17 protein-coding genes are annotated in these 24,551 nt (G+C 58.4%); 9 read left to right on the top strand and 8 right to left on the bottom strand.

Annotated elements, in window-relative coordinates; genetic code table 11:
- Together ACZRMS_RS20655 and metE are read right to left on the bottom strand one after the other, a co-directional pair.
- On the bottom strand, positions 1-668 hold a 668-nt coding region (locus tag ACZRMS_RS20655; RefSeq protein ID WP_463996839.1), incomplete at its 3' end, for a Tc toxin subunit A.
- Positions 669-965: 297 nt separating this feature from the next.
- Positions 966-3,284, bottom strand: a complete 2,319-nt coding sequence (metE, locus tag ACZRMS_RS20650) for a 5-methyltetrahydropteroyltriglutamate--homocysteine S-methyltransferase (protein ID WP_463996844.1) — start codon at positions 3,282-3,284, stop codon at positions 966-968.
- A 106-nt stretch (positions 3,285-3,390) separates the two neighbouring features.
- Here metE and metR point away from each other — a divergent pair, with 106 nt between their 5' ends.
- Entirely contained in the window at positions 3,391-4,308 is a 918-nt protein-coding gene (metR, locus tag ACZRMS_RS20645; protein ID WP_463996838.1) for a transcriptional regulator MetR, read from the top strand.
- 203 nt (positions 4,309-4,511) lie between these two features.
- Here the strand turns inward: metR and ACZRMS_RS20640 are convergent, their stop codons facing one another.
- Genes ACZRMS_RS20640 through ACZRMS_RS20630 form a run of 3 tightly spaced genes read right to left on the bottom strand, consistent with a single transcriptional unit; the run spans position 4,512 to position 6,144 of the window.
- Positions 4,512-5,024: a GNAT family N-acetyltransferase gene (locus ACZRMS_RS20640; protein ID WP_463996837.1), complete on the bottom strand. Its 513-nt coding sequence runs from the start codon at positions 5,022-5,024 to the stop codon at positions 4,512-4,514.
- 12 nt (positions 5,025-5,036) lie between these two features.
- Positions 5,037-5,675, bottom strand: coding sequence for a LysE family translocator (locus ACZRMS_RS20635; protein WP_463996836.1), 639 nt, complete (start codon positions 5,673-5,675; stop codon positions 5,037-5,039).
- Positions 5,676-5,700: 25 nt separating this feature from the next.
- A complete protein-coding gene (locus tag ACZRMS_RS20630; RefSeq protein ID WP_463996835.1) occupies positions 5,701-6,144 on the bottom strand; it encodes an NUDIX hydrolase in 444 nt (147 codons plus the stop codon).
- A 40-nt stretch (positions 6,145-6,184) separates the two neighbouring features.
- On the opposite strand from ACZRMS_RS20630, the gene ACZRMS_RS20625 reads away from it, so the two are divergent.
- From ACZRMS_RS20625 to ACZRMS_RS20610, 4 genes are all read left to right on the top strand, one after another.
- On the top strand, positions 6,185-6,316 hold the full coding sequence (locus ACZRMS_RS20625; RefSeq protein WP_463996834.1) for a hypothetical protein: 132 nt from the start codon (positions 6,185-6,187) through the stop codon (positions 6,314-6,316).
- Between the two features lie 154 nt (positions 6,317-6,470).
- The gene (locus tag ACZRMS_RS20620) at positions 6,471-8,090 is read left to right on the top strand and encodes an FMN-binding glutamate synthase family protein (protein ID WP_463996833.1); all 1,620 of its coding nucleotides are present in this window, start codon (positions 6,471-6,473) and stop codon (positions 8,088-8,090) included.
- Positions 8,091-8,301: 211 nt separating this feature from the next.
- Positions 8,302-13,287: a dermonecrotic toxin domain-containing protein gene (locus ACZRMS_RS20615; RefSeq protein WP_463996832.1), complete on the top strand. Its 4,986-nt coding sequence runs from the start codon at positions 8,302-8,304 to the stop codon at positions 13,285-13,287.
- 142 nt (positions 13,288-13,429) lie between these two features.
- Positions 13,430-14,530 carry an OpgC family protein gene (locus ACZRMS_RS20610; protein WP_463996843.1) on the top strand — a complete coding sequence of 367 codons (1,101 nt, stop codon included), beginning with the start codon at positions 13,430-13,432 and terminating at the stop codon, positions 14,528-14,530.
- Between the two features lie 102 nt (positions 14,531-14,632).
- Here the strand turns inward: ACZRMS_RS20610 and ACZRMS_RS20605 are convergent, their stop codons facing one another.
- Complete coding sequence (locus ACZRMS_RS20605; protein WP_463996831.1) at positions 14,633-16,045, bottom strand: amino acid permease; 1,413 nt, start codon at positions 16,043-16,045, stop codon at positions 14,633-14,635.
- Between the two features lie 455 nt (positions 16,046-16,500).
- On the opposite strand from ACZRMS_RS20605, the gene ACZRMS_RS20600 reads away from it, so the two are divergent.
- The 3 genes from ACZRMS_RS20600 (at position 16,501) to ACZRMS_RS20590 (ending at position 21,155) form a co-directional block, all read left to right on the top strand.
- On the top strand, positions 16,501-19,608 hold the full coding sequence (locus tag ACZRMS_RS20600) for a transglycosylase domain-containing protein (RefSeq protein ID WP_463996842.1): 3,108 nt from the start codon (positions 16,501-16,503) through the stop codon (positions 19,606-19,608).
- A 195-nt stretch (positions 19,609-19,803) separates the two neighbouring features.
- Positions 19,804-20,373, top strand: a complete 570-nt coding sequence (locus ACZRMS_RS20595) for a PadR family transcriptional regulator (RefSeq protein ID WP_463996830.1) — start codon at positions 19,804-19,806, stop codon at positions 20,371-20,373.
- A complete protein-coding gene (locus ACZRMS_RS20590; protein ID WP_463996829.1) occupies positions 20,370-21,155 on the top strand; it encodes a siderophore-interacting protein in 786 nt (261 codons plus the stop codon). Before ACZRMS_RS20595 ends, ACZRMS_RS20590 begins: the two co-directional genes overlap by 4 nt.
- A gap of 82 nt (positions 21,156-21,237) precedes the next feature.
- On the opposite strand, the gene ACZRMS_RS20585 is transcribed toward ACZRMS_RS20590, so the two are convergent.
- Together ACZRMS_RS20585 and ACZRMS_RS20580 are read right to left on the bottom strand one after the other, a co-directional pair.
- Entirely contained in the window at positions 21,238-21,876 is a 639-nt protein-coding gene (locus ACZRMS_RS20585; protein WP_463996828.1) for a Pr6Pr family membrane protein, read from the bottom strand.
- Positions 21,877-21,883: 7 nt separating this feature from the next.
- Positions 21,884-22,114: a VF530 family protein gene (locus ACZRMS_RS20580; RefSeq protein ID WP_463996827.1), complete on the bottom strand. Its 231-nt coding sequence runs from the start codon at positions 22,112-22,114 to the stop codon at positions 21,884-21,886.
- A 217-nt stretch (positions 22,115-22,331) separates the two neighbouring features.
- Between ACZRMS_RS20580 and ACZRMS_RS20575 the strand changes: the two genes are divergently transcribed.
- Positions 22,332-24,368, top strand: a complete 2,037-nt coding sequence (locus tag ACZRMS_RS20575) for a TonB-dependent receptor (protein ID WP_463996826.1) — start codon at positions 22,332-22,334, stop codon at positions 24,366-24,368.
- The last annotated feature ends 183 nt before the right edge of the window (positions 24,369-24,551 follow it).

Genomic DNA, 24,551 nt, shown 5'->3' with positions numbered 1-24,551 from the left:
AGGGGCTTGGCGGCGCGATACAGGTCAGTCAGATAGCTGGCCGGGGAGAACAACGAACCCACAGAGTCAGGATGGGCGAACCCGGCGGCGCTGGTTTGCCTGAACCAGTCTTCATAGTTGCCGCTACCGCCGATGGAGCGATGTACCCAAGTGTGAGCCTCGGGCGACTCAGGCGGCTCGAGTTTGGCAAGGGCCTGCAGGGCCGGCTCGCTACGTGCACACAATTGGGCATAGAGCCGGGTCAGTCCCGCGGCACGGGCTTGAGCCTGGTCAAACAGCTCGTCCTCCTGCATGGGGTCCATGATTTGCGCAGTCCGGCTGAGTATTTTTGCACGCACCTCGGCAGGGCCATCGCGTACCACCTCAAACACGGAATCAAAACCGAGCTCGGTGATCCGTTCGTGAAGCACGCGCAAGGCTTCGCGTTCAGCGACGTAGCCTTCAGACTCTTGGTCCTGCGCAGGGTCATCACCTACAGGAGGCTTATCGTCGATGGGCGGATCGTCACCTACCGGTATGACTTCTGGAGGTGGCTCCTCATCTGGCGGGGGCTCGCCGGCCTCGGAGAGTTGCGACTCATCCACCACAGTGCTGGGCGACAGGCCGTCGCCCAGGTCGACAGTGGTTTGCCTGGTTTTAGATTTCCCGGGAATTTTTTTGTTCGCCATGACCATAACCTCAAGCTGGTTACATCCGCATTGACAGGGAACACCCCAGCTATCCGCCACGGCAGTGGCATGGACACCGGTGAATTTGGGTCAGAAACTGACTCCATTGAGATTAATTACGCACCCGGAAGGGGGGGCTTGCCTACTGTCAGAAATGACAGAGACAACATCCATCGATCAGAAATTTCGCTCACAAATAAGAGAGGGATCCGGCAGTTTGAAAAACCAAAAGCAAAAAAAGCCACAAGTCGCAAGACCAGTGCCTGCAGCTTGTAGCTCTTGTAGCTCTTGCGCTGATTAACTGAGGGCCGCGTGCGCTCTCAACTGCCGCGCTGCCGCAACCATGTTGATCAGCGCCGCTTCAGTCTCGGCCCAGGCACGGGTTTTGAGGCCGCAGTCGGGGTTGACCCACAGGCGTTGCGCCGGGATCCGCTGCGCAGCCTTGCTCAGCAACTTGACCATTTCTACCGTGTCCGGCACCCGTGGCGAGTGGATATCGTAGACACCCGGGCCAATGTCATTGGGGTAGTCGAAGGCTTCGAATGCATCCAGCAACTCCATGTCCGAACGCGAGGTTTCGATGGTGATGACGTCGGCGTCCATTTCGGCAATCGACTTGATTACATCGTTGAACTCGCTGTAGCACATGTGAGTATGGATCTGGGTTTCGTCGCCCACGCCCGAGGCACATAGACGGAACGCTTCAACCGCCCAGTCCAGGTATTCCTGCCATTGGGCACGGCGCAACGGCAAGCCTTCGCGGAAGGCCGCTTCGTCGATTTGCACGATTTTGATACCGGCAGTTTCCAGGTCGACCACCTCATCGCGGATCGCCAGTGCCAACTGCTGGGCCTGCACTTTGCGCGACACGTCTTCGCGGGGGAATGACCACATCAGCATGGTCACCGGGCCGGTCAGCATGCCCTTCATCACCTTGTCGGTCAGACCTTGAGCGTAGGTGATCCAGTCCACGGTCATGGCTTTTGGCCGGCTCAGATCGCCGAAGATGATTGCCGGTTTTACGCAGCGTGAGCCGTAGCTCTGCACCCAGCCGTATTGGGTGAACACGTAGCCGTCCAACTGCTCGGCAAAGTATTCAACCATGTCATTACGCTCGGCTTCGCCGTGCACCAGCACATCCAGGCCAAGGCGCTCCTGGGTCTGTACTGCATTGCGAATCTCACTGTGCATCGCATCGGTGTATTCACTGACCGACAACTTGCCCTGTTTGTAGGACTGACGCGCCAGACGAATCGACGCGGTCTGCGGGAACGAGCCAATGGTGGTGGTCGGGAACGCGGGCAGGTTCAAGCGCGCACGTTGCAGTTCGATACGGGTGGCAAAGGGCGATTGGCGCTGGCTGTCAGCCTCGGTGATCGCTTCGATACGGGCCTGTACGGCGGGTTTGTGAATGCGCGGCGAGTTGGCGCGACTGGCCTGCACGGCCCGGCTTTGAGCCAGTGCCTGCTGCACCCGGGCATCCTGCGGGATGTTCAGCGCGTCACGCAGCACCGCGATTTCGCTGCACTTTTGCTTGGCAAAGGCCAGCCAGCTTTTAAGTTCGGCATCCAGTTTGGTTTCGCGGTCCAGGTCCACCGGGCTGTGCAGCAGCGAGCACGAACCGGCCACCCACAGGTTGTCGCCAAAACGTTCTTCAGCCAGTTGCAATTGCGCCAGGGCGTTTTCCAGGTCGCAGCGCCACACGTTGCGCCCGTTGACCAGGCCCAGCGACAGCACTTTATAGGTCGGCAGACGGTCCAGAATGGCATGCAGCTGGTCGGGTGCGCGCACCAGGTCAACGTGCAGGCCTTCTACCGGCAGGCTGACGGCCAGCCCGAGGTTGTCTTCAAGGCCACTGAAGTAAGTCGCCACCAGCTTCTTGAGGGGCGAGTACTGGAGGATGTGATAAGCGCGCTCAAAGGCGTTTTTCCAGTCCTGGGGCAGGTCCAGGGACAGAATGGGCTCGTCGATCTGTACCCACTCCACGCCCTGCTCGGCCAGACGGGAAAGAATGTCAGCGTAAACCGGCAGCAGGTTTTCCAGCAGCTCGAGTTTGTCGAACTCATTGCCCTTGGCCTTGCCCAGCCACAAGTAGGTCAGCGGGCCGATGATGACCGGCTTGACCTTATGGCCCAGCGCCAGGGCCTCGGCGACCTCATCGAACAGCTCGTTCCAGCTCAGCTCGAAACGCTGGTCCAGGCTGAATTCCGGGACCAGATAGTGGTAGTTGGTATCGAACCACTTGGTCAGCTCCTGGGCGTACTGACCTTTGTTGTGCTCACCGCCGCAGCAGCTCTGGCTCGCGCCACGGGCCATGCCGAACAGGGTATCGAGGGTTGGCCGCCCCTGGGCATCCAGGGTACTGGCAAAACGCTGCGGGATGACGCCGAAGGTCAGCGAATGGGTCAGCACCTGGTCGTACCATGCAAAGTCACCGACCGGCAGCAAATCGATGCCTGCGTCTTTTTGCAGCTGCCAGTGTGTGGCCCGCAGTTCACGGCCCACGGCTTGCAAGGCGGCCTGATCGATGTCGCCCTTCCAGTAGGATTCAAGGGCTTTTTTCAGTTCGCGATCGGCACCGATGCGTGGGAAACCAAGATTGTGGGCCAGGGCCATGACGAATTGCTCCATGTAAGTAATGGCGCAATTATCGACAGCCACAGCAACATGAGACAAACTCAACGTTTTCGTGTTGATCATCAAATTTACTCATGGAGTCATTGTGCTGGAAATTCGTCACCTCAAAACTCTGCACGCGTTACGCGAGTCCGACAGCCTGGTGGAAGCGGCTGAACGCTTGCACCTGACCCAATCTGCCTTATCCCACCAGTTCAAAGAGCTCGAAGAGCGCATGGGCATGCCGCTTTTCGTACGCAAAACCAAGCCAGTACGCTTCACCAGCGGCGGCTTGCGCCTGCTGCAATTGGCCGACGCCATGCTGCCGTTGCTGCGCGGCGCGGAGCGTGACATCGCGCGCCTGGTGGGGGGTACGGCCGGGCGTTTGCATATGGCGATTGAATGCCACAGCTGCTTCCAGTGGCTGATGCCCACCATTGACCAGTTCCGCGATGCCTGGCCTGAGGTCGAGCTGGACTTGGCGTCGGGCTTTGCCTTCGCGCCATTACCGGCGCTGGCACGGGGTGATCTGGATTTGGTGGTGACTTCTGACCCGCAAGAAATTGCCGGTCTGACTTATGTGCCGCTGTTTACCTACGAAGCAATGTTGGCCGTGGCCAATCAGCATCCGTTGGCCAGCAAGCCGTTTATCGTGCCCGAGGACCTGAGCACCGAGATTCTGATTACCTACCCGGTAGAGCGTGACCGGCTCGATATTTTCACCCGTTTTCTGGAACCGGCCGATATTGAACCGGCACAGGTGCGGACCTCCGAGCTGACAGTAATGATGATGCAGCTCGTGGCCAGCGGTCGTGGTGTATGCGGGATGCCGCACTGGGCGCTGCATGAATACAGCTCACGCGGTTATGTAAAAGCCAAGCGTCTGGGCGAGAAAGGGTTGTTTGCCACCCTGTATGCCGGGATCCGAGCCGACATGCTGGATGCGCCGTATATGCGTGACTTTTTGCTCACTGCCAAAGACACCTCGTTCTCGACCCTGGACGGGGTGAGTGCGGTGCGTTAAGGCCCGTCACAAACACTGTATAGCCGCTGCCGAAGTCTGCGATAAGGGCCGAAGGTCCTTGCTTGTAATCCATTACGCAACCCATCCCGGCCTTCGTCAGCGGCTACAGAAAAACGTCAGCAGCGGGAGCGAGCCTGCTCGCGGTGGGCCTTCGCGAGCAGGTTCGCTCCCGCTGGGGGCAACAACAGAATGTCTACACGACTTCAGACGTCTTCGACGTTCACCAACCGCCGCATATGCACCCGGTCGTAATACTCCCCACCTACCCGAATCGCGCAATCTTCAAGCCCCGACTGCTCAAACCCGCAGCGCTTGTACAGCGCCAGGGCTGCCGGGCTATTGGCGCTGACGGTCAGCTCGATCACCTTGATTTCCGGCTCTTGCCCGGCCAGTGACAACACCGCCTGCACCAGGTCTTCCCCCAGCCCTTGCCCGCGAAAGGCTTGAGTCACATACAAGCCAAACAGCGTGGCCTTGTGCCGGGCGTCCTCCCAGGGTTCAAACCCCAGGCCGACTATCCCCACCAGTTGCGCATCGACGAAGGCGCCGAACAACGCACACAAGTCATCATCCAGTTTCGCTTCCCACCAGCTCAGCGGTAATTTCTCACGCTGGGCTATGGTCGACACAAAGGCTTCAGGGTGCAGCGCGTAGGCTTCCAGCATCAACTGGCGATAAGCCTTGGCGTGCGAGGGGTCAAGCAGTTCTATTGCCATAACGGGTCCAGGTCATACGGTTCTACGTTGTTCCAGCATCAGCCTCACCGCCAGTGCCGCCAGCACACAGCCCATCACATAACGCTGTACCGCCAGCCACAAGGGGTTGCGCACAAACCACACGGCAATAGCGCAAGCGAACAGCGCGATCAGCAGGTTAACGGTGAAGCTCACGCTGATTTGGGTCAGGCCCAGCATCATACTCTGGGTAAACATCGAGCCATGTTCCGGGCTGATGAATTGCGGAAAAACCGACAGATAAAACACCGCCACCTTGGGGTTCAGCACGCTGGTCATAAAGCCCATCAGTACCAGTTTCGACGAGGAATCCGGCGCCAGCTCCCGGGCTTCAAACGGCGAACGGGCCCCTGGTTTTACTGCCTGCCAGGCCATCCACAACAGGTACAGGGCACCGGCCCACTTCAGCGCCTCATAGGCAGTCGGCACTGCCAGAAACACAGCCGTCAGGCCAACGGCGGCGGCAAACATGTGCACAAAGAACCCCGCCACCACCCCGAGCAACGACGTGACCCCGGCTTTGCGCCCCTGACAGATCGAACGCGAAATCAGGTAAATCATGTTCGGCCCCGGTGTCAGCACCATCAGCAGGCAGGCCGCAGCGAAAATCAGCAAATCGTGAGTCGGCACCATGGGGCAGTCCTTGTCAGCAAAGGGGTCAGGCGGTGGTCCGCAAGGTCGTGCGGTAGAACGGTAAAATCAGATCACGGGTCAACGGTGCCAGCACCAGGCCGCCATCACCGTCGGGATCGATCCATTGCACTTCTTCAATTTCGGCAGCCGGGGTGACGGGCTGATTGATGTGCAGCAAAAACAGCTCGGCGTGCACTTCAAACCCCGGTTCATTGGCGGCGGGCGCTGAAAACAGCCCCACGTAAGTCGCAGTGCGGGGGTCAATCGCAAGCGCCAGTTCTTCTTCCAGCTCGCGGGCCAGTGCCTCCAGCGGTTGCTCATGGGCTTCGATCTTGCCGCCCGGTTGCATGAAGGCCTGGGTGCCGCGCTTGCGCACCAGCAGGGTCCGGCCATCGGGGCCGATCAAGACAGCGGCGGCAATACGAATGGTTTTAGGGGTCAGGTCAGTGCAGTGTTCTGAAGAGGTCACAAGAATCAGCCAGCCAGGTAGAAAGTGCGCGCAGGATCACATGGCTGCGCAGACCTGCAAAGACACAGATGGCACTTTTACCCGGGTGTTCTGTATGGCCCGCCCGGCCCTGATTGCAGCGCCCGACTTTGGTCGGGATGCTGGCGTAAACAAAATCCCGTTCAATGAATAATCTGACGGGAAGATGGCATTTGCGTGATACATGACCAACACTCCTCCCCGCAAACCTCCGATCCAAAGAGAGGGTTCTACTTCCATTTTTCTGTTCTCGACCGAATCAGGCGTACCTGCCTGACTGAACAGACCAGCCTGAAACAGGAAACCGTATGAGCCTGTCACTGTTAAGTCGTTATGCGTTTTTTGCCTTTTGTGTGATGTTCACCCTCGCCAGCCTGCCCTTTCTGCACCACGAGTGGTTATGGCCCTTTACTGCCGTGACTCTGGCCTTGAGCCTGCTGGGGATTTTCGATCTGCTGCAAAGCCCCCACGCCGTGCGCCGCAACTACCCGATCCTGGGCAATATTCGTTATCTGGTGGAGGCTATCCGCCCGGAAATCCGCCAATACCTGCTGGAGTCCGACAGCGACGCGCTGCCCTTCTCACGCTCGCAACGCTCGCTGGTCTACTCACGGGCCAAGAATCAAAGCGCCGACAAACCCTTCGGCACCCTGGTGGACGTGTATCAGCCCGGTTTCGAATTTATCGGTCACTCCATGCGCCCGGCCCCGCTGACCGACCCCGCCAGCTTTCGGACCATCGTGGGCGGCCCGCAATGCACCCAGCCGTACTCGGCGTCGATCTTCAATATTTCGGCCATGAGCTTTGGCTCCCTGAGCGCCAATGCCATTCGCGCCCTGAACCAGGGGGCCAAGCTTGGCAATTTTGCCCACGATACGGGGGAAGGCAGCATCAGCGCCTATCACCGTGAGAACGGGGGTGACCTGACGTGGGAACTGGGCAGCGGCTACTTTGGTTGCCGCACCGCAGACGGGCGCTTCGACCCGGAGCGCTTTGCCGCCCAGGCCTGCACGCCGCAAGTGCGAATGATCGAAATCAAGATGAGCCAGGGTGCCAAACCGGGCCATGGCGGTATTTTGCCCAAGCACAAAGTGACCCGGGAAATCGCAGAAACACGCGGTGTACCGATGGGCGAAGACTGCATCTCGCCTTCACGCCACAGCGCGTTTTCGACGCCTGTCGAACTGATGCAGTGGATCGGTCAACTGCGCGAACTGTCCGGCGGCAAGCCCGTAGGCTTCAAATTCTGCCTGGGCCACCCGTGGGAGTTCATGGGGATCGCCAAGGCCATGCTTGAAACAGGCATCCTGCCGGACTTTATCGTCATCGATGGCAAGGAAGGTGGCACCGGCGCCGCACCGGTGGAGTTCACCGACCATATTGGCGCACCGCTGCGCGAAGGCCTGCTGTTCGTGCACAACACCCTGGTGGGCCTGAACCTGCGCAGCAAGATCAAGCTGGGCGCCAGCGGCAAGATTGTCAGCGCCTTTGATATCGCCAGCGTGCTGGCCATCGGTGCGGACTGGGCCAACTCGGCCCGGGGCTTCATGTTCGCCATCGGCTGCATCCAGTCTCAGTCCTGCCATACCAACAAATGCCCTACCGGCGTGGCGACCCAGGACACCTTGCGCCAACGCGCCCTGGTCGTGCCGGACAAGGCGCAGCGGGTGTTCCAGTTCCACCGCAACACCCTCAAGGCCCTGGCCGAGATGCTCGCGGCCGCAGGCCTGGAACACCCGGCGCAACTCTCGGCCAAGCACCTGGTGCGCCGCATGTCCGCCACTGAAATCAAGCTGTTCTCGCAACTGCATGTATTCCTCAAACCCGGCGAGTTGCTGACGGGTGAGGTCAATGGCGAATTCTATTCACGTATGTGGCAAATGGCTCGGGCCGATAGCTTCGAGCCGAATGAAATCGCCGCGGCTTAACTGCTGTTTACCGGCACGCCGCTCTTGGGTGGCGTGCCAGTTTTATCCAGTAATGCGATACACCTTATTACCGATAAAACACCGCTACATAATTAATATTCACCGTTAAATATTCGCTCAAGTTCCACTACCGCCATCAACTTTTTAGACTGTTTACCTTGCAACATCCTTTCTAGACTCTGTCTATTAATCACAATAAGGATGTTACGCAATGCCCTCTCCCCCTGACTTAAAACAACTGGGTATTCATCACGATTTAATAAAAAGCGCCGCTGACGATACGGTGCCACTTTTGTCAGCGCGTTTTATTAAACAACTGAGCGAGCACCGCCTTGATCTTCCCGCCTGGTACACCGATGCGCCTGCTTCGCAACGTCTGGCTTTAACCGCCAGCCAGGCACTTAATCTTCGATCGCTCAAGGCGCTGGACACTATTTTGGACCGCGTGGGCAGCGTCGAGTCATTTGCGGTACCGCTGCTGGAACAGGCGCTGCTGACTGAGTTGGGCACCGCCTGCGACGTCAAGAGAAACGTCATCACCGTTAATACGCTTAATCCGTTTACCCAAGAGATCGAACGCTCGGACACCCAAACCCTGTTGCAAGCGGCCTTGCACAACTTCGAAGCGGGCCAGGCCGAAGCAGGCGGCATCCCTTGGGGCTCTCACCTGTGGAACTACAAATCCGCGCACTCCAGTGATCCGGCTCCAGTGCGGCTTCCCATTGAACCGGTTGCCTTTGCGTCACTGTGCCGAAGACTGGATATTGGCGGCCGTTATCAACAGCACCTGGAGACTATTTTCAATCCCCGTTCGGTATACGAAAAAATGCAACTGGAGCAACTGCTCATCCGTCACGAACGTGATGTGCTGAGGCTCCAGGCTGATATTGCCTTGATGAAAAAAGACATTGATGAACCGGCTCACACCACCTTGATCAGTTACTGCAACGGTAATGACAGCCCGCTGTTCAATGGTCGCGTATTAACGTGTGAAACAATGGCACTTGATGACATTAACTTAAACGCTCTGGTGGTTTTTCATGGCCCCTCGCTTGCCGAAGACCCAAGTTGCATCGTTTATATCCCCGGCGACCCCAGCAGCTGCATCAAGCAATACCCGACCCTCAAAGACGCCCACAGCGACTTGATGGAAAAATTGAAAGTTGACAGTTATCGCTCGTTCTTTCTGCATCTGGCCCCTCAGTCCCAGAAGTTGAAATTGAGCAAACGGCTGGCGGCACGGTTTCAGAACAATGCACGTGACCCGCTGTACATGCAGCCCAGCCAAGTTCAAACCCATGTTTTTTATCATCTGTACCAGCACAAAACCGCACAACTGTTTGACGATGCGCGTTTTCTGGCCGTGCCCACGGCCCAGATAAATCGATTAACCCTGATCAATCGCCTCGAACATTATGCGGATACAGCCCTGGATATTTTGAATGTTGCGGCGTTGCTGGTGCCGGGGCTCGGTGAAGTGATGATGGTGGTGTTCGCCGCACAAATGATGACCGGGATTTATCACGGCATTGAGGCCTGGGAGCAACATGAACAACAGCTCGCGTGGTCTTACACAAAAGGGGTACTGATCAACTTGGCCTTTGTTGCAGCGGCGGGAAAACTTGCCGCCGAAGTGGCCAAACCGGCGCCTGTTTCGCTGTCACCTTTTGTGGAGGAACTGGACGTTATCCAACTGCCCGAGGGCAATACCCAGCTGTGGAAACCCGACCTCACACCTTTTGAACACACGCTTGATTTCGAGACTTCATCCGCGCCCAACGAACTGGGGCTTTATACACACGAGGGCAAGACTTATCTGCCGCTGGAAGGCAAGCATTACCGGGTGCAGCAAGCGAGCGATCAGAACTGGTACCTGCAACACCCCACTGACCCGAAGCACTATACCCCGCAAATTTGGCATAACAGCAAAGGTGCCTGGCGCCATGAAGCCGAAGAGCTTGAGCAGTGGAGTGAATCCCGCCTGGTGCGGCGGCTGGATCACGCATTACGCGGTCTGAACGACGAGCAAGCCCGGATCCTGATGCATGCCAGCAATACCGATGAAGCAATACTGCGCCAGATTCACGCCGACCTCGAACCCATGCCCGCCCTTCTGGAAGACGTCACTGAGCGGTTCAAGATCAAACACAATCTTGAACAGTTCATCAGCAAAATGCGGGCGAACGATACGACAGCCGATCCGCTGCTGCAGCTTCAGGTACTGATTGACGTTGAGTTCTGGCCCAAGTCCAAATCCTTGCGCTGCCTGGATAACGAGGGCAATACCATCATGGAGTATGGCCACACGGGCGGAACGAAAGTGCCCGTCATCCAGATACTCGACAGCCAGATTCGACGTGGCGAACTGCTGAAGACCGTGCTGCTGTCCCTGGACTCCAATGAGGTAAGCGCACTCACGGGTAACGGTTTTATCAGCAGCCTTGAAGAGAAAACCGCACGGCTGAGTGCAAAAATCGCTGACCGGGCCGAGCAACTGCGCGATGACTTGTTCAGATCGCACTATGCCGGTTTGAATATGCACGGCAACACACTGGTCAAGACACTCACCCAGGCCTATCCGACACTGCCGGCCTGTGTCGCCAAAGAGCTGATCAACGCGGCCAGCTCAGCCGAGCGCTGGCAATTGCAGAACGCCCTGCGTATCCCCTTGCGCCTGGCAGAGGAAGCCAGGATGTTGGTGGATGAAGTCCGATTGGCCCACACCTATGACGGGCTTTACTTCGACTACGGCAACAACCCTGATACGCAAAAACTGATTCTGCACAGTATTGAAAACATGCCCGGCTGGTCGCCGGACGTCAGGCTCGAAGTGCGTGACAGAGCACTATCGGGCACCTTGCTCGATCACGTCGGGCCCCAGGATGCACCGATTCGCAAAGTACTCGTCAAAGTAGGCAACCGTTACCAGACCTACAATGGCAGTGAGCAAATGCTGCATGGCCTGGATGATATCTACGCCTCGGTGCTGCACGCGTTGCCTGATCCAGAGCGCGCGGCACTGGGCTTTCCCCATACTGGTCAAGGCCAGGCGCTAAAGGAGGCGCTGGCAAAACGCCCGCCGATGGCTCGGCAAATGCTGAGCAAGGTTCTGGGGCTTGAACCGACAACCCTGAAAACCGAATCCCCCCTGCAACTGGCCAAAGGTCGCGTCGGGTATCCAGCGTTGGAAACAGAAGTCGAACGCTGTGCCCGCGCACCTTTCGCGTGCTTCCCGGCCAACCCAAGGAGGATCAGGCATCTGAAGTCCAAGCTGTTCCCCATGCATACCTTTGAGGTCATAGAACGTTTTCTGGAACTTGATAGCCTCTACAGCCGTGCAGGGCTGGCCCGGCTTGAGGCGCTGAACAAAGAATACAAAGTGCTCAAAGACTCCCTTGCCGACTGGGTCGGCGGACCTCTGGAAGTGGTTCAGGTCTCCGAAAACCACATCCGCCTCGTTCACTTGCGCGACAAGACCCGTGTTGCCAACAAAATCATCAGATGCTGGCAGCGCAGTTCGGGGCTTGGTGGAGAACACCCTGGAGCGAGTCTCAATATCAGCCATATAAATCTCGCCAAGTTGCCCGTGCTCAATGCCGACTTCAGTCACGTTACTTCGTTGAACATGAGCGATATGCATCTGCACAACAGCATTGAATCATTCCTGGTTCAGTTCCCGAATCTGGTAGAGCTGAAACTTGAATCAGCCCATCTTCGAGAACTCCCCGACTCACTGTTCAACCTCAAAAGTCTGAACCGACTTCACCTGTCGAAAAACGAAATTACGCTTACCGAAGCTGGCGTAGGTAAATGGGCAACCCTGAACAATCTCAAAGTGCTCAACTTAAGTAACAACCCCCTTGGCGTCACACCGGACTTCACCCACATGACCGAACTGGTCCAGCTGAACTTAAAAAATACCGGGCTCACACAATGGCCGACGGGCATTGAACATCTGCCGCAGCTGACGCACCTCGACTTGCGCACTAACAGCCTGACAACTCTGCCGCAGGCTTACTTCCAGATACCGGTGCACAGGTTAAGAAGCACTTTTTTACACGGCAATCCTTTTGATCACTCGACCCTGGAAGCAGTCAATGCATACCGAGCCCGCCTGGGGCTGGCCCTGGAGGTGCGCGTGCATGCGCCCGTGCAAACCCGCAGCGTCAACCTCTGGCTCGATCAAACACTGACGGAATCCGAACGAGCCCTGAAAACGGACCTTTGGGCGGCATTGGAGGCAGAGCCCCACTCAGAAAACTTTTTTAAGGTCATTCGCGATCTCGTCGTATCTGCTGACTTCGAGCGCGACCGCCAACAGTTGACCGAAAAAGTCTGGAAAGTACTGGAGTGCGCCGCAGAAGACAGCGGGTATCGAGAAGAAGTGTTTGCCAGTTCCCTGGAAAACGAAACATGCGTGGACCGCACCTCGACTATTTTCAGCCGCTTCGGGTTCAAGCTTTTGCTGCGCGATGCCTTGCTGGCTAAAGGCAGCGCCAAAGAAACCAAACTGCTCAAACTCATGAAAGGTCGTGTGCGTTTACTCGAGCTGGACGATATCGCCGAAACCCAGATCGCCTTGCAGACTTACGCCTATGAGTCAGCCGTGAGTGAAGGCGTGTTGCCGCCCCAGGAAATACTCAGACTTAAACCTGACGAGCTTGAAGTGAGGTTGATCTATCAGGTGGATCTGGCCCAACGTCTTGAGTTGCCCTGGCAGCCGTCGCATATGCAATTCAGGGCCATTGCAAAAATATCCCCGGCGCAAGTCGAGGAGGCTTATCAGATCGTGCTCAATCAAGAGGCCACACCCGGCTACATGGCGAAAAAGCTACTTGAGGAAGGCCTGTGGCGTGACTACATCGAGTCGGCATACAGAGGCGACATAAAAAACAGCAACGTACTTTTTGAACAGCGCTATCACGATCTGGAAACACTCAAGGAAAAGCAACAGCAGTGGGCGGACACCGCTGGCAGCGATGACACTGACGCACGCGCCCTGCTGCAACGCGAGTTAAAACAGCTGGCGCAAAGACTGATCATCGATGAAGCCCGGGTGTTCACAGATGCCCCGATGCCGAAGGCCGACTATGACGCAGCGCTTGAAAAAATAAATCAGCAGAAGAATAAAAACCTGGAGCGCATCACCCAGAACATTCTTGATAAAAAATCCCTGGAGACCATTTTCGAGGAGTGATCCCAGCCTAATAGCCACGCACCGCTGCTCTGCACAGCCTTTGCATTTAAGCGCTATTAGAGTCACCCTGCGCGCCGCCAACAGGTAGCGCGCACTCTAAACTGCGCCCATTTTTTTCAACTTTGTCTGAGTACTCGCCGTGATGCTGAACGGACGCGACCACCGCATCGATTTCTTTCGCGGGCTGGCGCTGATTTTTATTTTCTGGGATCACATCCCGCACAACCCGCTGGCTGAATTGACTGTGCGCAATTTCGGCTTCAGTGATGCGGCGGAGATCTTTGTGTTCCTGGCCGGTTATGCCGCAGTGCTGGCCTACGGAAAAATCGCTCAACGCGACGGGTTTCTGGTCGCCAGTGTCAAAATCCTGCGCCGTGCCTGGGTGCTGTACGTGGTGCATATCTTCCTGCTGGCAGTGCTGATGGGCATCGTCTTTTATGCCAACAACCACGTCGAAACCCGCGATCTGGTACAGGAGATGGGCCTCCAGTATTTCTTGAGCAACCCGCAACAGGCGCTGACCGACGAGTTGCTGCTGCGCTTCAAACCCAACCTGATGGACCCCCTGCCGCTGTATATCGTGCTGTTGCTCGGGTTGCCGCTGGCCCTGCCCATGCTGCTGCGTAACGCCCACTACGTGGTCGGGGCTTCATTGGTGCTGTACCTGCTGGCCCCCGTGTGGAACCTTGCCGCGCAGGAAGGCGGCGTGTGGTTCTTCAACCCCATGGCCTGGCAGTTCCTGTTTATTCTGGGCGGCGCGGCGGCGATCCACGGGCAACGGGCCAAAGCACCCGAAACCCGGCCATTGTCCCGTCAGCCATTGTTTGTCGGTGCCGCGGCTTACCTGTTGATCACCGGCTTGCTGGCACTGTCGTGGAAGTGGCCGCAGGTGCACGACGCGATCATGCCGCTCTGGCTGGGCGAGCATTTATACCCGATCAGCAAAACCAACCTCTCCCCGGTGCGGCTCCTGCACTTTCTGGCCCTGGCTTATGTGGCGGCCAGACTGATCCCCCACAGTGGCTGGCTGAACAACTGGTTTGCCCGCCAAACCCGTCGCATGGGCCGTTACTCGCTGGAAGTGTTCTGCCTCGGGGTGATCCTGGCGCCACTGGCCGACATGCTCAATGCGCTGGGCGGTGACGGGCTGGTCATGCAGCTGTTCAGTGCGTTGATGGGCGTAGGCATCATGGCCGTGCTGGCAGGGTGGCTGGACTGGAACAAGCGTCTGACGCGCAAATAGTGGCTGCTGATGTGGGAGCGGGCTTGCTCGCGATGGGATCGCCACGATCAGTCTGACAGACCACGGCGTCTTCATCGCGAGCAAGCCCGCTCCCACAACCGTTTAGCTGGCCTTGGCCGATGTGCTCTGAGTCGGCTGCAGCTTGAACACATAGAACAGCACAGTCAGCAGGATCAGGAAGGCTGGCCCTACAAACAAGGCGATTCGGGTTTCTTCAAAGTAGGCCATCAGCCCGACCACCATCAACAAGAAGCCCAGTGCTGCGTACGAGCTGTACGGGTACAACCACATGCGGTACTTCAGGTTGGCAGCTTCTTGCGGGCTCAGGTTTTTGCGAAAGCGCAGTTGCGCCAGCAAGATCATCAGCCAGGTCCAGATCGCGCCGAAAGTGGCAATCGCCGTTACCCACACAAAGACCTGGCCGGGTGCCAGGTAGTTAAGCAATACACCCAGCAACAGCACGGCAATCGACAGCAGCAACGCCTGACGCGGCACACCGTTTTTTGCAGTGGTGGCGAAGTTGGCCGGGGCCTGACCGTTCTGCGCCAGGCTGTAGAGCATGCGGCCCGTGCTGAAGATCCCGCCGTTGCACGACGACAGTGCCGCCGTAATCACCACAAAGTTAATGATGCCTGCCGCCGTCTTGATGCCCAGACGCTCAAAGGTCATCACGAACGGGCTGCCCGAGGTGCCGATTTCGTTCCACGGGTAGATCGACAGGATGACGAACAGTGCACCCACGTAGAACAGCAGAATGCGCCAGAACACCGAGCCGATCGCACTCGGGATGGTCTTTTGCGGGTTCTTGGCTTCGCCGGCGGTCAGGCCGATCATCTCAACGCCCAGGTAAGCGAACATCACCATTTGCAGGGACATCAACACGCCCTGGATGCCATTAGGCAAAAAGCCACCATGGGTCCAGAGGTTGGAAATCCCCAGCGCCACGCCGTCATTGCCAAAACCGAACGCAATGATGCCAATGCCGCCGATCACCATCGCGATGATGGTGACGATCTTGATCAGGGCGAACCAGAACTCGAACTCACCGAACGCCTTTACCGCGATCAGGTTGATCGAACCCATGCTGACCAGCGCCGCCAGGGCCCAGATCCAGCGCGGTACATCGGGGAACCAGACACCCATGTACACCGCCACCGCAGTGATTTCGGCGACGCAGGTCACCAGCCACAGGAACCAATAGTTCCAGCCGGTCAAAAAGCCGGCCAGAGGGCCCAGATAATCCTGAGCGTAGCGGCTGAACGAGCCGGCTACCGGGTTGTGCACGGCCATTTCACCGAGGGCGCGCATGATCACCAGAATGGCCAGGCCACCGATGATGTAGGACAGCATAATGGCCGGACCGGCCATTTCGATGGCTTTGGCAGAGCCCAGAAACAGGCCGACGCCGATACAGGCGCCGAGTGCCATCAAACGAATGTGGCGTTCGCCCAGCTCGCGCTTGAGCGGTCCGCCTTGTGCGGTTTCACCGTGGGGCTGGTGGTTGCCGACTGGCATAAAAGTACAACCTCGTATTGTTATTGGATATACATCAACAGGGCGCTCGTTCAAGACGGCCGGGTCGGCTGTCCTCCTTCCTGATCAACCTCGACCTTGTAGGTCGATAGATCAAAAGGGAAATGCCCTACTGAGATCGGCGGCGAGTATTGCACAGCAATGGTGCACAGTCATGCCCCTACGTCGGATGTATTTACCGTACTAGAGGGCTCTATTCCGACACTCGCGTCGTGTAACCAACACCTCCCTGTATGGCCTTGCTGACGAAGAACGAGGCTGCGATGGGCTGCGAAGCGGCCCCGTTCTTCTGAAGGTCTTTCGGCCCTTATCGCGGCCTCGTTCTTGGTCAGCAACTACAGGATGATCGGATAACACTCACAAATTTTTCACCCGTATCCGCCAGCGTCTACGCTTCAACCAAGCGCAACCAAGATGCGTATGTGGATCTGTCGACTATGGGCGTGCAATGGAACTCCAATTCAAGCAAGACGGCGGCACCATCAGGGGAAATGGACGATTCACCTGCGCCAAAACAGCCTAGGCCCAAGCGCTACGGATGGCTCCTGTTCGGGCTGATCGTGCTGTTGGCCCTGGTTGTTCTGGGGTTTGTCATTGCCCAGGAAGTCCGCACTTCCAGGCTGCAAGCCCGTGAATTCAGCCGCTTTGCGGCTACGCTCAGCTATTCGATGCACGCGGGCCCCAGTGACGCGATACTTTACCCCGGCGAAGGGCCTTTCGACAAACGTCTGGGCTACAGCGCTCTGGGCAACTTTCTGCCGCGCCTGCTAAAACGCGACTACATCATCACCCAGCAATCGCGCTTTTCGCCAAAGTTGCTGAGCTACAGCGAAAATGGCTTCTTCGTACCCTACTCAGAAAAAATTCAGGCCGGGCTTTCGATCACCGATTGCGCAGGCAGCCCGCTGTATCAGTACAACTATCCGCAGCAACTGTATTCGAGCTTCGACACCATTCCCCCGCTGGTGGTCCACAGCTTGCTGTTCATCGAGAACCGCGACCTGCTTGACCCTGAAGAGCCGCTGGCCAACCCCGCGGTGGACTGGCCGCGTTTTGCCATGGCCGCTTACTCCCAAGCCGCCAAGCTGCTGCACCTCTCGGGGCAGTCCGCTGGGGGTAGCACCCTGGCCACCCAGCTTGAAAAATACCGCCACTCCCCCGACGGACTCACGCTGTCGAGCAGCGAAAAACTGCGCCAGATGGTGTCGGCCAGTGTGCGTGCGTATCAGGGCGGCCCGCAAACACTGGCGGCCCGGCAAAAAGTGGTGCGCGATTACCTCAACAGCGTCCCGCTGTCGGCTGTACCCGGCCACGGCGAAGTCCACGGCATGGCCGAAGGTTTGCGGGTGTGGTACGGCGCCGATTTCAATCAGGTCAACCAGCACCTGACGAGTACCGCCACAGACGCCAAGAGCCTGGCGCAAAAAGGCCTGGCCCTGCGCGAAGTGCTGTCGCTGATGATTGCCCAGCGCAGGCCATCGCATTACCTGGCCAGGGGCCGCGAAGAGCTGGCGCAATTGACCGACAGTCATATCCGCCTGCTGGCACAAAACAATGTGATTGATCCGGCACTGACGACCGCCGCACTGGCCAGCCACGTGACCTACCGCGACTGGGCGCAGGCCCCCACGATGCAACCGAACGAAACCAACAAGGGCATCAGCGTGGCCCGCAGCCGCCTTTCCGCTCTGCTCCAGCGCCCGCTGTATGACCTTGACCGTCTTGACCTCTCGGCCACCAGTACTTTGCAAGGCAACCTGCAGCAGCAGGTCAGCGACTACTTGCGCCAACTGGCAGACCCGGCCTTTGCCGGCAAAATCGGCCTGCTGGGCGCCAGCCTGCTGACCCCCACCAGTACCGCGCAAGTGCGTTACAGCTTCACGCTGTTCGAGCTCACCCCGGACGGCGCGCGAGCCCGGGTACAAACCGACAGCACCGACCAGCCCTTCGACATTAATGAAGGCAGCAAGCTTGAATTGGGCTCAACGGCCAAACTGCGGGTGCTGACCACCTACCTGCAGATCATTGCAGAGCTGCATGATCGCTATGCCAGCCAGCCCGTCGCCATCCTGAAAAAAACCCAGCTCACCGATCAGGACCCCCTGACCCGCTGGGCGCTGGCCTACCTGATCCAGAACCCCGGTTCAAACCTTGCCCCCATGCTCAATGCGGCCCTCGAACGGCAATACTCGGCTAACCCCGATGAGCGCTTTTTTACCGGCGGCGGCGTGCATCGCTTCCACAATTTTCGCAGCCAGGACAACAACCGCATTGCGACCCTGCGCGATGCAATACGCGAGTCCATCAACCTGCCGTTTGTGCGCCTGATGCGCGACGTGGTGCGCTATACCTCGTACCAGGCGCCCACCAACAACGCCAACCTGCTCAAGGACGACAGCAACCCGCTGCGCCAGGAATACCTGAGCCGCTTCGCCGATCGCGAAGGCACGACGTACATGCTCAAGTTCTGGAAAAAATACAAAGGCAAAGACTCCAAGGCCCGCCTCGACACCTTCCTCGACAGCATGCACCCCACGGCCATCCGGATGTCGGCGGTGCACCGCTACCTGTTCCCCAGCTCGAACCAGACCACCTTCAACCGCTTTGTGCGCTCACACCTGAGCAGCGACAAGATCCCTGACGACCGGCTGAACAAGCTGTATCAAAGCTACGGCCCCGGCGCCTACAACCTGCCCGACCAAGGCTACATTGCCAAAGTCCACCCGCTGGATCTGTGGTTGCTGGGGTATTTGCTGGCTAACCCGCAGGCCACCTTCCAGCAAGCAGTCGGCGCCAGTGAACATGAGCGTCAGGAAGTTTACAGCTGGCTGTTTAAAAGCCGGCACAAGAGCGCCCGGGACAGTCGCATCCGCACGATGCTGGAAATCGAAGCCTTCCTCGATATCCATCAACGCTGGCAAAAAGTCGGCTACCCGTTTGACCATCTGGTGCCCTCCCTCGCCACCGCGCTGGGCAGCTCCGGGGACAGGCCCGCGGCGCTCTCCGAGCTGATGGGGATCATCCTCAACGATGGCGTACGTTTGCCGGTGTTGCGCATCGACACCCTTAATTTCGCCGCAGATACCCCCTACGAAACCCGCCTGGTCAACGACCCCGACAAAGGCGTTCGGGTAATGCCCAGCGAAGTGGCCACCGCCCTGCGCGAAGCCCTTTCGCAAGTGGTGGATGCCGGGACTGCACGCCGGGTTTCCGGCAGCTTCAAGCTCGACGACGGCACACCACTGGCCATGGGCGGCAAGACCGGTACCGGCGACAACCGTATCGAAAGCATGGGCGCTGGCGGACGAATCCTCAGTTCCAAGTCGATCAACCGCACAGCGACCTTCGTGTTTTATATCGGCCCCCAGCACTTCGGCACCTTGACCGCGTTCGTTCCCGGACGCTCGGCCGAAGCCTTCAAATTCACCTCGGCTTTGCCGGTGCAAGTGCTCAAGGGCATGGCACCGATCCTCACGCCGTACCTGCAACCCGGCACCAACACCCTGTGCCACGCGCCATCTGCGGCACAAACCGCAGCCAAATAGCAAACCCGTGGGAGCGGGCTTGCTCGCGATGGCATCCCTGCGGTTTTCAGAGGCACCGCATCGTCTGTATCGCGAGCAACGCCGCTCCCACGGGCACTGCTGCATGTTGAGAATCATTACCGTTCGTCGAGGGTTTTTTACATTTCTTAAGATATATCTTAAGTTGTATCTAACTTAATGAACGGACGAAAATAAATGAGAGAGCATCATCCCCATCACCGCGAACATGGCGCGGGTCAAGACGGCTTTGAGAAACGCCCCGGCCGCGAACGCGGCGGGCGCGGGCCACGGGTTTTCGCCCCAGGCGATTTGAAACTGCTGCTGCTGGCAATGATTGCCGAGCAGCCTTGCCACGGTTACGACCTGATCCGCCAGATTGAAGGCCTGTTCGACGGCGCCTACAGCCCAAGCCCCGGCGTGATCTACCCCACGCTGACTTTCCTTGAAGAAAGCGAAATGATTCAGGGCGACGCCGAAGGCGGCAAAAAACGCTATTGCGTGACCGAAGCGGGCCGCCAGTCCCTGATCGATCAAGCGATTGCCCTGGACGGCGTGCGCATGCGCATCGACGTCAGCAAGCGCTCGCTGCGCGGCCATGACCGCCCCGCCGAAATTCACGAGGCGGTGCACAACCTGCGCCACGCATTGCAAATGCACCACGGCCGCTGGAGCCCGGCCGAAATTCGGCGCGTCAGCGTTTTGCTCAACAACACTGCCAAAGCAATCGTCGATGGCCCTGTGACTGCGCAGGAGAACGCCGAATGAATACCGCTAACCCTCAGACCATTCACCGGGTCATGCATGAAATCAAACGCCGAAAACTTGAAGTGCTGCGGGTAGTCGACCTGACCCCGCGCATGCGCCGCATTACCCTGGGCGGGCCCGAGCTGGCAGGCTTTATCAGCCTGGGCTCCGATGACCACGTAAAGCTGTTTTTCCCGCAAACCGCCGAAGAACTGGCGGCACTGGAAAACCTGCAATTGAGCGCTGGCCTCAAGGGCAGCGCCATGCCCCCGATGCGTGACTACACCCCGCGCCGCTATGACTTGAACACCTTCGAACTGGACATCGATTTTGTGCTGCATGGCGACGGCCCTGCCGCCACCTGGGCCGCTCAGGCGCAGCCTGGCCAGTACCTGCATATCGGAGGCCCGCGGGGTTCAATGGTGGTGCCGGATATCTTCGACAGTTATCTGCTGATCGGCGACGAAACGGCACTGCCCGCGATTGCCCGCCGCCTGGAAGAACTGCCTGCCAATCGTCGTGCTTTAGTGGTGGTCGAGGTAGAAAACGCCCTTGAGCAACAGCCGCTGAACAGCGCTGCATCGGTCGAGGTGATCTGGGTGCATCGCGATATGCCGGGCGAGGATTTGCTAAACACCGTTGAAGGCCTGACCATTCCGGCCGGCGAGTTGTACGCGTGGGTCGCCACCGAAAGTGCGCTGTCGCGCAAGGTGCGCAGAGTGCTGCTGGACACCCACGGTTTGAACGAAGAGTTCGTCAAGGCTGTGGGCTACTGGCGGTTGGATGGCGGTACAGAAGAGTAATCGGTACTTATAGCCGCTGAGGAGCTAAGCGAGGCTGCGGCTACAGGTTTTGTCTCAGTCTGCTTGGCCCGCAACAATGTACCTACAAAGCCTTGCCCCGCCACCGATCCACTACCACCACAGCCAGCGCCACCGCAACAAACCCCGCCAGAATCCCGCCAGCATTGATAAAGGTCTGCCCATAACCCAGTTGTTCGACATCGATAAACGGGTACGGGTACATTCCAAGCAGGTGTCCGCGCAGCAGGATGCAAGCGAAATACAGCAACGGATACAGCATCCAGAGCCCTATATGGCACAGGCGCAGCGACCCTTTGGGCACGCAAAACCACCAGTACAACGAGAACAGCAGCGGCATTACGTCGTGCAGTATTTCGTTGGCCAGCCATTGCAAACCTTCAGGCTGCCAGAGCTGGCGCAGCAGCACGCTGTACGCAACACCCACCACGATAATGCTGACCGCGATGCCACTGCTTACCCACGGCCGCAAGAAAAACGTCCTGCCCTTTGAGGCCCGGGTATCGGCCGCAAAGGTCAATACCGTGGCGGCCAGGGTGTTGGTGAGAATGGTGAAAAAACTGAAGTAACTCACCAGCCCGCCCACCAGGCTCGCGCCGCTCGTCCAGCGGGAGATCAGCACCATCTCAAGCTGTATGGCCAGGCCGCACCAGCCCAGGACCGCCAACGCGGTGTAAAGCCTGCGCTTTGACACATCACTCATGTGCCGATCAAAGCTCGCGCTTGGTACGGGCGTATTTCACATACAGCTTCTCGACCCTTTCCCGCGCCCACGGGGTTTTGCGCAGGAACGTCAGGCTCGACTTGATGCTCGGGTCGCTCTTGAAGCAGCGAATATCAATACGCTCGGCCAGCCCTTCCCACTCGTAATGCGCTACCAGCGCAGTGAGGATCTGTTCCAGCGTCACGCCGTGCAAGGGGTTGTTGTTGGGTTCAGTCATGCCGGACCTTTAATGCAAGAGAAGGAAAGGCGCGCACCTTAGCCGAGCACCTGCTCAGGGGGAAGTGCATTCGCCAAGGGGCAAGTCTAGCCCTGACCCGGGCCCTGAATGAAAGTTCCGCCTGGAGCCACTAAAGTGATGTTATATTGTAACTATAACTGTCCAGTCAAAGAGCGCTCAGCGCCCCTTTCTTCACCTCCCTTGCCAAGGAACTGCAATGTCCTCCCCTGCTTTCCCACGTTACATGCGACGCCTGCGTTTGACGCCGCTCGCCACCGCCCTGCTGATGACTTCTCCGGCCTACGCCCTCGAACTGCAACCCCAAGTGATTACCGGAAACCCGCTGGGCAGCAGCCAACTCGCCTCCCCCACCACGGTGCTGGAGGGCGACGACCTGGCGCTGCAACAGCAAGGCAGCCTGGGTGAAACCCTCAACAAACAGCCCGGCGTGTCTTCTTCCTACTTCGGCCCCGGCGCCAGCCGACCGATCATTCGCGGGCTGGACGGCGACCGCATTCGAATCCTGCGCAATGGCGTCGGCGCACTGGATGCCTCATCGCTGTCTTATGACCACGCGGTGCCACTGGACCCGGTCAACGTCGAGCGCATCGAAATCGTGCGCGGCCCGGCGGCCCTGCTATATGGCGGCAATGCCATTGGCGGCGTGGTCAACACGTTTGACAACCGCATCCCTGCCGAAGCCATCGAAGGCATTCACGGCGCGGGTGAACTGCGTTACGGCGGCGCGGCCACGACACGCAGCAGTGCCGGCAAACTGGAAGCCGGTGATGGCACCTTCGCCCTGCACCTGGATGCCAACGCCCGCGAGTTCAATGACCTGAAAATCCCGGGTTATGCCCGTAGCCGCCATGCGCCGGAAAGCGAAGATGGCAACGAAAAGAAAGGCCGCTTAGGCAACAGCAATGGGCGTCAGGACGGCGGTGCCGTGGGCGGCTCCTACACTTGGGATGACGGATATGCGGGGCTGTCATACAGCACCCATGACGCCAATTACGGCTCTCCGGCCGAGCAGGACGTACGTATCCGCATGAAGCAGGATCACTACGCCTTTGCCTCCGAAATGCGCAACCTGCAAGGGCCGTTCAGCTCGCTGAAACTGAATGCCGGCTACACCGATTACGAACACCGCGAAATCGAAGGCGGTGAAGTCGGTACCACCTTCAAGAACAAGGGCTATGAAGCGCGCGTCGAAGCGCGTCATGTACCGATCGGCGCACTCAACGGCGTGATCGGCGCCCAGGTCAATCGCAACGAGTTCTCGGCCCTGGGCGAAGAAGCCTTTGTGCCGCAGACCGACACCAACAGCGGCGCGCTGTTTATTCTCGAAGAGTTGCAAGCCACCGAGCGGCTCACCCTCAGCCTGGGCGGGCGGCTGGAACACACCGTGGTCGACCCGGATGCCAAAGGCAATGAACGCTTTGCCGCCGCCGACAGGTCCCAAAGCTTTACCGCGGCAAGCCTGTCTTCAGGCGCAGTGTTCACCCTCACCCCGATCTGGTCGCTGGCCGCAACCCTGGGCTACACCGAACGCGCACCGACGTTCTACGAGCTGTACGCCAATGGCGCCCACGTTGCCACCGGCACCTATGAAGTGGGCAACGCCAATCTGTCGAAAGAAAAAGCCGTGTCCAGCGATCTGGCCCTGCGCTTTGACAACGGCACCCACAAGGGCAGCGTCGGTGTGTTCTACAGCCACTTCTCCAATTACATCGGCTTGCTGGGCACAGGTCGCACGCTGAATGACGAAGGTGAACCCGACGCCGACGGCATTCCCGAATACACCTATTCCGGGGTACGAGCACGCTTCACAGGCTTTGAAGCCAAGGATCACTGGAAACTGGGTGAAAACGCATACGGCAAATTTGCCCTGGAACTGGCGGGCGATTACACCCGGGCCACCAACCTCGACACCGGCGAAGCCTTGCCGCGTATTGCTCCCCTGCGCCTGCGCAGTGGCCTGCTGTGGGAACTGGATCGCTGGCAGGCACGGATCGACGTCGAACACGCCAGCAATCAGGGCCGCGTTCCAGCCAATGAGTCAGGCACCGATGGCTACACCACCCTGGGCGCAAGCGCCGGTTATCACTTTGATGCAGGCAGCAGCCAGTGGCTGGCATTCGTCAAAGGCGACAACCTGACCAACCAGACCGTGCGCTATGCCAGCTCTATCTTGCGCGACATCGCACCTGCGCCGGGCCGTGGCATCGAGGTCGGCCTGCGCACCACCTTCTAAGCCTCAGAACAACAAATACAAGGCCTCCAGCCATGGAGGCCGCGACAAAAGAGCCCTGAGGCGAACGGCCGCAGCACACTGTTACAGATTCCGAAATGATGCATGTCACTTAAAGTGCTGTTTCTAAACGTTTCATAGCATTATCATTTCATCAACAGGGGCTGAACCGATTCACTCCGCCCC

Source organism: Pseudomonas sp. B424, from assembly GCF_055408345.1.
Note: the sequence above shows the minus strand (reverse complement) of the source record. Positions and strands in the feature narration are given on the sequence as shown.

Coding starts and splice junctions, on each gene's coding strand:
- ACZRMS_RS20600 (WP_463996842.1), top strand. CDS start 16,501: ATGGGCGTGCAATGGAACTCCAATTCAAGCAAGACGGCGGCACCATCA.
- ACZRMS_RS20640 (WP_463996837.1), bottom strand. CDS start 5,024: ATGGCAATAGAACTGCTTGACCCCTCGCACGCCAAGGCTTATCGCCAG.
- ACZRMS_RS20575 (WP_463996826.1), top strand. CDS start 22,332: ATGTCCTCCCCTGCTTTCCCACGTTACATGCGACGCCTGCGTTTGACG.
- ACZRMS_RS20605 (WP_463996831.1), bottom strand. CDS start 16,045: ATGCCAGTCGGCAACCACCAGCCCCACGGTGAAACCGCACAAGGCGGA.
- ACZRMS_RS20610 (WP_463996843.1), top strand. CDS start 13,430: ATGCTGAACGGACGCGACCACCGCATCGATTTCTTTCGCGGGCTGGCG.
- metE (WP_463996844.1), bottom strand. CDS start 3,284: ATGGCCCTGGCCCACAATCTTGGTTTCCCACGCATCGGTGCCGATCGC.
- ACZRMS_RS20595 (WP_463996830.1), top strand. CDS start 19,804: ATGAGAGAGCATCATCCCCATCACCGCGAACATGGCGCGGGTCAAGAC.
- ACZRMS_RS20620 (WP_463996833.1), top strand. CDS start 6,471: ATGAGCCTGTCACTGTTAAGTCGTTATGCGTTTTTTGCCTTTTGTGTG.
- ACZRMS_RS20635 (WP_463996836.1), bottom strand. CDS start 5,675: ATGGTGCCGACTCACGATTTGCTGATTTTCGCTGCGGCCTGCCTGCTG.
- ACZRMS_RS20585 (WP_463996828.1), bottom strand. CDS start 21,876: ATGAGTGATGTGTCAAAGCGCAGGCTTTACACCGCGTTGGCGGTCCTG.
- ACZRMS_RS20625 (WP_463996834.1), top strand. CDS start 6,185: ATGGCTGCGCAGACCTGCAAAGACACAGATGGCACTTTTACCCGGGTG.
- ACZRMS_RS20580 (WP_463996827.1), bottom strand. CDS start 22,114: ATGACTGAACCCAACAACAACCCCTTGCACGGCGTGACGCTGGAACAG.
- ACZRMS_RS20615 (WP_463996832.1), top strand. CDS start 8,302: ATGCCCTCTCCCCCTGACTTAAAACAACTGGGTATTCATCACGATTTA.
- ACZRMS_RS20590 (WP_463996829.1), top strand. CDS start 20,370: ATGAATACCGCTAACCCTCAGACCATTCACCGGGTCATGCATGAAATC.